The organism is Dietzia maris, from assembly GCF_014144855.1.
GTDB classification, from domain to species: Bacteria; Actinomycetota; Actinomycetes; order Mycobacteriales; family Mycobacteriaceae; genus Dietzia; species Dietzia kunjamensis.
The window spans coordinates 1-6,587 of the sequence record NZ_JAALDN010000454.1; the positions used below are offsets into that span (position 1 = coordinate 1).

Annotated in this window: 7 protein-coding genes and 1 pseudogene; 5 read left to right on the plus strand and 3 right to left on the minus strand. The window is 63.5% G+C overall.

Annotated elements, in window-relative coordinates; all coding sequences use genetic code 11:
• From G6024_RS14130 to G6024_RS14140, 3 genes are all read right to left on the minus strand, one after another.
• On the minus strand, positions 1-1,014 hold a 1,014-nt coding region (locus G6024_RS14130; protein WP_338122146.1), incomplete at its 3' end, for a type IIL restriction-modification enzyme MmeI.
• Positions 1,015-1,131: 117 nt separating this feature from the next.
• A complete protein-coding gene (locus tag G6024_RS14135; protein WP_159148985.1) occupies positions 1,132-2,220 on the minus strand; it encodes a CHAT domain-containing protein in 1,089 nt (362 codons plus the stop codon).
• A 367-nt stretch (positions 2,221-2,587) separates the two neighbouring features.
• Positions 2,588-2,977, minus strand: a complete 390-nt coding sequence (locus G6024_RS14140; protein WP_007928756.1) for a heavy metal-responsive transcriptional regulator — start codon at positions 2,975-2,977, stop codon at positions 2,588-2,590.
• A 105-nt stretch (positions 2,978-3,082) separates the two neighbouring features.
• On the opposite strand from G6024_RS14140, the gene merA reads away from it, so the two are divergent.
• The 5 genes and pseudogenes from merA to G6024_RS16430 all read left to right on the plus strand — a co-directional run.
• Positions 3,083-4,483 carry a mercury(II) reductase gene (gene merA, locus G6024_RS14145; protein ID WP_096905724.1) on the plus strand — a complete coding sequence of 467 codons (1,401 nt, stop codon included), beginning with the start codon at positions 3,083-3,085 and terminating at the stop codon, positions 4,481-4,483.
• A 220-nt stretch (positions 4,484-4,703) separates the two neighbouring features.
• On the plus strand, positions 4,704-4,958 hold the full coding sequence (locus tag G6024_RS14150; RefSeq protein ID WP_241728303.1) for a recombinase family protein: 255 nt from the start codon (positions 4,704-4,706) through the stop codon (positions 4,956-4,958).
• Between the two features lie 164 nt (positions 4,959-5,122).
• Positions 5,123-5,482: a Cd(II)/Pb(II)-sensing metalloregulatory transcriptional regulator CmtR gene (cmtR, locus tag G6024_RS14155; protein ID WP_096905722.1), complete on the plus strand. Its 360-nt coding sequence runs from the start codon at positions 5,123-5,125 to the stop codon at positions 5,480-5,482.
• Complete coding sequence (locus G6024_RS14160) at positions 5,479-6,075, plus strand: cadmium resistance transporter (protein WP_159148986.1); 597 nt, start codon at positions 5,479-5,481, stop codon at positions 6,073-6,075. Before cmtR ends, G6024_RS14160 begins: the two co-directional genes overlap by 4 nt.
• 235 nt (positions 6,076-6,310) lie before the next feature.
• Positions 6,311-6,587, plus strand: a pseudogene (locus G6024_RS16430) (recombinase family protein); the annotation flags it as partial.

A 6,587-nucleotide genomic window follows, 5' to 3' on the forward strand; every position in this document is an offset into this window, starting at 1 on the left:
TCCGGGTGTCCACCAGAGCGGGAACGGTCCAAACATCGCGCCGAACACGGCTGGGGAGATCCGGGTCCACCTGAACCGGCACGCTTTTAGGAGCGCGTCGCGCATGGCGGGGGTGAAGTACTCCAGCGGCAGAGCATCGGCGAACAGGGCACCGTTGACGTAAGGGAAACGGGCAAGCAGGTCACCGAGATTTTTGTTGCGTTTGCTGGTCGGGGTGTTGAGCACACCGAACAGGGAGTGCAGTTGTGCGCCGAGGTTGTCGGCGTCGGTGCGTTGCTCGACCCACCGGTGGAACAGGTCCGCTTCCCAGAGCCCGGCGTCGTCGCCGTAAAGCAGGAACAGGATGCGGGTCAGCATCATCGAGGCCCGCTGCACACTGGCGTCCTCATCGGCGGGATCTCCGGTGAGAACTAAATCGACGTCGATGTCTTGATCGGCCTCGTCACCGACCATCGCTTCGTAGAGCTGGGCCATCAGTTGCGCGGCATGGATGGAGGCGTCCTGCTCCTCGCGCCGCGTGACGGTTTCGTGCCCTGCAAGGAACAGCATCTCATCGAGGTGTGCGGGCACCTGGTCGATAGTGAACTCGACGTGACTCTCGCCCTCTCCGAGCTGGTCGATGCGGATGCGCTCGAAGTCGGTGACGACCACGTACTTGGGGAACTCGTGCTGTCCAATGGAACCGCCCGCGAGGTAATCCTGGGCCTGGGCTTGGGCCTTGTCCAGGTCGACGCCGAGAGACTTGGCTTCGCCGATGAACACCCCGGACTGGAAGACGTCGATCGAGCCCTTGTTTCCAGTACTGGCACGGGTAGCTTCCCGCTCGAACAAGTCGATGCGAGCGGCGTTAATGCCGAAGCAGGCGAGAAGGTCAGACCAAAATGATTGGGCGAAGCTCGACTCGGTCCCAGTGACTTTGTCGCTGCGCCACTGAGCAATGCGTTCAGACCAGTGGGTCGAGAAGATTTGCAGTTGTTGACGAATCTGGCCGCGGTCCAACGTCGTCGCCGACACTCACACACTCCTGATCTACATGGGCCGATTCACTGTTCCGACACACAAATGCTTGATCGGAACGGTGCGGACCGTGAACGCTCCTAGACATACGGTAGAGCGCCCTTGGAATACCGCTTAGGTCGGTGGTCGAACTAAAACGAGCGTTTCCAGATCTACGTCGTCCCTGCTTCGAGCTTCGGGGACGTGCGATCCATCCAACGAAGCAGCTTCCATCGCTACCTTCGCCTGTTCCAGTGCACTTGCAACGGACTGGGCGGATGCAACTCCTGAATAGAACCTTGCTGCGAAGACAACTGCGCTGGCGTCGTCGATTGCCTCCGACATCGCAATCACGGTAGGGATCGTTTGAAGTAGATCCTCAGCTCCGGCCAAGCTCTCGCAGGCGTTGAGGACTACTAGACGCGGAGGCTCGTCGGTGGCGCCGAGCAGACGTGCGAGCAAACTGAAGTCCAGCCCGTCTCCCACTTGAGTCCCAGCGTCGTTCTCCATGAGCAAGCCGAGACTATTGGCATGTCCGGAGAAGTGCACGACGTGGGGCCGGTGTTCGTTGAGGCCTTCAAGGAGGTCATACGTGGTCGCGGCGGGTAGGTGTTCGATCGTGACCAGCTCACGATACTTCGACTTCTTCAGCATCTCTCGGACCTGCCGCACCTCGTAGTCCACGCGGAGCCATACGCCAGTGGTCTCAACCGATCCGTCCGGATGCTCGACGGTTCTCTCAACTGCCTCGGGGTTCGCGGTCACGAACAGCACGCGCAGGATTTCTGGCTGGGGCGGGGCAACCTGGACATACCGGATCGCACTGGTAGGACGAGAGGCTTGCACGACCTGACGAGCATGCTGCAGCTCGGTCCTGCGGCGCTTGTCGGCAGCTCGGTCCTGCACGGTCTGTTCGGACTTCAACGCACCGGTCAGCGCGGTACTTTTTTGGCCAATGGCCCTGTTATTGGCCGCGATCTTTTTCTCGACCTCCGCCGCTTTTCTCAGCGCATCGACCTTCTTTCTATCTTCTCGCTCCGCTGCCGCGACCGCTGATCTGCGAGTGGGTTCGGACTTCGTTCGAGCCGCCTCCGCGCGCTTCTTGCTAGCCGCAGCGTCTGCTTTTACTGCTGCGTCCTGGTGCTTGGCTAAGTCACGTGAGAGTGTGGCCCCTTTGGTCTCCAGCCGACTGATGTCTGACCGGATGGTGTCACTTCTGCTCATCGCGTCCTCTCGCTGCTACCTGCCTGAAACGAGAGTACGAGATGCCTCTGACACGCACTCTGTACAAGCTGCGGCAGGACTGCCGCAGCTTGAGATGACAGCGGGGTTTAGTTCGGCAACAGGCTGCGGTGATAGTGCCCCGTGGGGTAGCCGTACTGTGACTCGCAACTTCATTTGGCGGGTTTTCACAGCTCCTGAAGACGCAAATACTGTCGCTCTGGGGTACACCCGTGCGGGACGATAAGCCTCCGACCATCGCTGCTGTGCCACAGGGTCTAGTTTGTGGCTTTCGCCGTTATATGGCGGGGTTCTGTCGACGCTCTGTGGCGGCATCTGCTCATGGCGATACACGCGAGCACCGGTCTGGTCACAGATAGCGGCAGACAGTCGTGGTGTCGCATTTGGTGGGGTCGCTGGTGGTGGCACTGTGGTGAAGGTGCGCGACGGTGTGTCGCAGTGCTTGCAGGTCGGCGATTTGGCGGTCCAGGTCGCCCAGGTGGGCTTCGAGCAGGGCGTGCACGTGCTGGCAGGGTGCGACTCCGGCGTCGCGGATGTCGAGGATCTCGCGAATCTGGGCCAGGGTGAGCCCAGCGGTGCGGCCGCGGCGAACGAAGTCCAGGCGCGCCAGGGCCGCAGGGGTGTAGTCGCGGTATCCGTTGGCGGTGCGCTCAGGCGCAGGTAGTAGGCCGGCTTCTTCGTAGAAGCGCAGCGTCTTGGTTGTGGTGCCGCTGGCCACGGCCAACTCACCGATGCGCACAGTGGCCCCTTTCTCGGCTCTCGTCCATGTTCGCCTTGACCTTCCCCTGCGCTGGAACGTCCACTATGGACGCTGAAGAGGGGTCACGCGAAGGAAGGTGGGCAAATGGGTGTGGACTACGACGTCGATCTGGCCGTGATCGGCTCAGGAGGCGCGGCGATGTCCGCCGCCATCGCGGCCAGCCAGGCCGGTAAGAGCGTCGTGCTGGTTGAGCGCGGTGTTCTGGGCGGGACGTGCGTGAACATCGGCTGCGTGCCGTCCAAGACGCTCCTGGCGGCCGCCGGGGCCCGGCACGCCGCGCTCACCAATCCCTTCAAAGGTGCCCCAACGTCAGCCGCACCGGTGAACCTCGGCGATCTGGTGGCCCAGAAGGACGCACTCATCGAGCGCCTGCGTGATGCGAAGTACGCCGATGTGGCCGCTGCCTACGGCTTCCAGGTCCGCCCAGGCCAGGCCAGCTTCCTGGACGGGGACACCCTGGCCGTCGACGGCCAGGCGCTGCGGGCCCGGGCCTATCTGGTCGCCACCGGTGCCACCCCCGCCATCCCGGAGGTGGTCGGTCTCGACTCTGTGGACCGGCTGACGTCCACCACCGCGATGCAGCTGACCGAGCTGCCTGAGTCCCTGGTCGTTATCGGTGGCGGGTACGTCGGGATGGAGCAGGCCCAGCTGTTCGCTCACCTCGGCACCCGGGTCTCTGTGGTCGGGCGTCTGGCGCCGCACGCCGAGCCGGAGCTGGCCCAGAAACTTCGGGAAGTCTTCACCGACGACGGCATCACCGTGGTCGAAGAGCGCGCGACCACTGTGGCCCGCGAACTAGGCCCCGCAGGAGAGGTGGTGGTGACCACGGACTCGGGCGAACAGGTGCGCGGCGCGCAGGTCCTGGTGGCCACCGGACGCCTGCCCCGCACCGACGGCCTGAACCTGGCCGCTGCCGGTGTGGACGTGGACGAGCGCGGCTTCGTCGTGGTCGACCAGACCCAGCGCACCTCCAACCCGCGCGTCTGGGCCGCCGGTGACGTCTCGGGGGCTCCCCAGTACGTCTACGCCGCCGCCGCCGGCGGTCGGGCCGCCGCGCTCAACGCCCTGACCGAGGACAGGTACCCGCCGGCAGCTCGGGTCGACTACGCCGGCTTTCCTGCGGTCGTGTTCACCCGGCCCCAGCTGGCCTCGGCGGGGTTGACCGAGGACGAGGCCCTCACCCGAGGGCACGCGTGCGACTGCCGCGTCCTGGACCTGTCCGATGTCCCCCGGGCGCTCGTCCAGCACGACACCCGCGGGGCGGTGAAGCTCGTCGCCGACGCCGTGAGCGGCAAGGTTCTGGGCGTGCACGCTCTGGCGGACGGGGCCGGGGAGATCATGCTGGCGGCCACCTACGCCATCAAAAGCGGCATGACCGTCGACGATCTGGCCGACACCTGGGCGCCGTACCTGACCATGAGCGAAAGCCTGCGCATCGTGGCCGGCCTCTTCCGAAACCAGATGCCGACGTCATGCTGCGCCTGAAACCCGCGGCCCCAGCGGGGTGGACGAGGGCTCCCGCGGCGGCCCGCCTGGCGCCGTGAATGTGCCTTAAAAACCTACAGTCTTATGAGACACCAGGCGGGGACCGGACGCCGAGACCGCTTCATGGGCCGATGGGCACCTTCTGCCTCTCGCGAAGTCGTCTCACCGTGAACTGTCGCAGGGTGGTGCTCGGTAGGGGTTTGTGAGTCATAATCATGTCATGAGGCTCTTGGGGTACACCCGCGTGAGCACTGCGAGTCAGGACGCGCAGTTGCAGTTGGATGCACTCGTGGATTCCGGGGTGCAGAAGCGGGATGTGTTCGCGGATGTGACCTCGGGTAGCCGGACCGCGATCGAACGCCCGGGGATGAAGCGGCTATTGGACTACGTCGAGTCCGGCGACACGGTCGTGGTGTACCCCAGATGCCTCATAGCCCGATTCTGCCCCACAAATCCCTACCGAAGCCGGCTCTGAAACAAATTACGTCAAGACGACTTAGTGAGACTCCGGTGGGTGCCTGTAGCGCCAGGAAACCTGTTCAAAACTGGCCGTAGTCCTGGACGAGATTAAGTGTCTTGACAACCTTTAGGTTTTCAAGGCGTTCGCAGTAGTTCAGTAGACGCTGTATAGTTCAGCAAGTGCTGACTATTGCTTCTCGTGTGGATGTAATGAACCGGTTAGGACGGGCGATGGCCGACCCGACACGGTCCCGGATACTGCTGATCCTGCTCGAGCGGTCGGCCTATCCGGCAGAGCTGGCCCGCATCTTGGAGCTGACGCGGTCGAACGTGTCGAACCATCTAGCATGCCTGCGCGACTGCGGGATCGTTGTCGCAGTGCCCGAAGGACGCCAGACCCGGTATGAGATCGCAGACCCGCACTTGGCGCGGTCGCTATCCTCCTTGGTCGAGGTCACCCTCGCCGTCAACGAAGATGCCCCCTGCTTGGAGCCCGACTGCTCAGTGCCGGGTTGTCACGCCACGGAGGTCCAGGCGTGATCCTGTCCTCGGCCCTGCAGGCGATCGGCCTGTTCGTTGCCACCAATATCGACGACATCATCGTCCTGTCGCTATTTTTCGCCCGCGGAGCAGGCCAACGCGGAACCACCGCACGCATCTTGGTCGGCCAATACCTTGGATTCGCCGGCATCCTTGGCGCCGCTGTGCTCGTCTCCCTGGGCGCGGGAGCCTTCCTGCCCCCGGAGGCCATCCCTTACTTCGGCCTGATCCCACTTGGCTTGGGACTGTGGGCCGCGTGGCATGCCTGGCGCGGGGACGATGATGACGACGACGAAAAGATCGAGGGCAAGAACGTCGCCGTGTGGACCGTGGCCGGCGTAACCTTCGCCAACGGTGGAGACAACATCGGCGTCTACGTCCCCGTCTTTCTCAACGTGGGCCCAGGAGCCGTGGTCGCCTATTGCATCGTGTTCCTAGTGCTGGTGGCGGGACTGGTGGGCATAGCCAGATTCGTCGCCACCCGCCGACCGATCGCCGAAGTCCTAGAGCGCTGGGAACACATCCTGTTCCCGATAGTCCTGATCGGCCTAGGTGCCTTCATCCTGATCAGCGGCGGAGCATTCGGACTCTGACAAAACCGACTCAAACCCCACCGCACACTCGTGAGCCGCCGACTCGCTCTAACCCTTCCGACAGAACGCCCGATTGGTACGTCGCCGCCAAAAAGTAGCCGACAGAAGACCGCCACAAAGCGATCAAGTCCACAACGTTCTCACTGTGTCACAGGGTTCGGTTCGATACTTATGAAACGGCGTCCCGCCGGGTCTAGTATGTATTGACACGCAGACCGGGCGAAAGGGTCTTCTGATGGCTGATCGGATCGGGACGTTGCGGGGCCGCTCGGGTGACGGTGACGAGGAGGTGCTCATCGTCAGCCGCGGGAGCGTGCGCACTCGGTTCCGTCGCCGGGATGAGTTGGGTTGGAACTTCCGGGTGGAGTCGACGGACTCGGAGAACGTCATCGAGCGGAATGCGAAGCCAAAGCCGGCTCCGAAGTCGGCTCGCCGGGCCTCGCGTCCGCGTGGGCAGCGAGTGGCGTACGTGCGGGTGTCGGCCGCCGATCAGAACGAGGCGCGTCAGCTCG

Bases quoted from the DNA above. Each gene is read 5' to 3' on its own strand.
- G6024_RS14150 (WP_241728303.1), top strand. From the start codon at position 4,704: ATGAGGCTCTTGGGGTACACCCGCGTGAGCACTGCGAGTCAGGACGCG.
- merA (WP_096905724.1), top strand. From the start codon at position 3,083: ATGGGTGTGGACTACGACGTCGATCTGGCCGTGATCGGCTCAGGAGGC.
- G6024_RS14135 (WP_159148985.1), bottom strand. From the start codon at position 2,220: ATGAGCAGAAGTGACACCATCCGGTCAGACATCAGTCGGCTGGAGACC.